The sequence below is a fragment of the Solitalea agri genome (assembly GCF_023914155.1).
Classification (GTDB): domain Bacteria; phylum Bacteroidota; class Bacteroidia; order Sphingobacteriales; family Sphingobacteriaceae; genus Solitalea; species Solitalea agri.
Window position 1 is genome coordinate 1 of the sequence record NZ_JAMWYS010000026.1, and the last position, 532, is coordinate 532.

The window sequence follows — 532 nt, forward strand, 5'->3', positions numbered from 1 at the left end:
ATTGTGGTAAAACCTTCCGTTTTGGCAAGCATCATCCAGGAAACAACTTTACCTACGCCCGGTACCGATCGAATTAACGCAGCTTGAGCTTTCATTTGGTCATCAAGCTGAATCGTTTTTTCTATATCAGTTTCAATTTTAGCAATCTGGGTATCTAGGGTTTCAATTATTTTTTTGTTTAACCGGAGCAGTTCTTTATCCAAAGCGATTGTTTTCATCAGTTTATAATCCTGCTGCTGATTGATCAATTGCCGTTTCATTTTGATCCTTGAGTTTCGCTCGGTTAACAACACTTTTAGTCGTTTAACAGCGACTGAAGCGGGTTTCCATAAGGGAGTTTCCAGGCTGTTCTTTTCTATAAACGAGCAGATACGAAAGGCATCTACCCGATCATTTTTACCTCTTACTAAGCCTAAACTCTTTTTAAGATGTAAAGGTGCAACGACGTAAACTTTAAAGGTAAAACTTGGAAGCACTTCAAATAGGTTCCAATTATAACGTCCTGTGTTTTCCATCGCCACAAGTACATCCT

General features: G+C 38.9%; 1 protein-coding gene. It reads right to left on the bottom strand.

What is annotated here, in order from left to right; genetic code table 11:
* Nucleotides 1-515, bottom strand: a 515-nt coding sequence (locus NF867_RS07265; protein ID WP_252587150.1) for an IS110 family transposase, incomplete at its 3' end; no start/stop codon positions are given.
* Nucleotides 516-532: the final 17 nt, after the last annotated feature.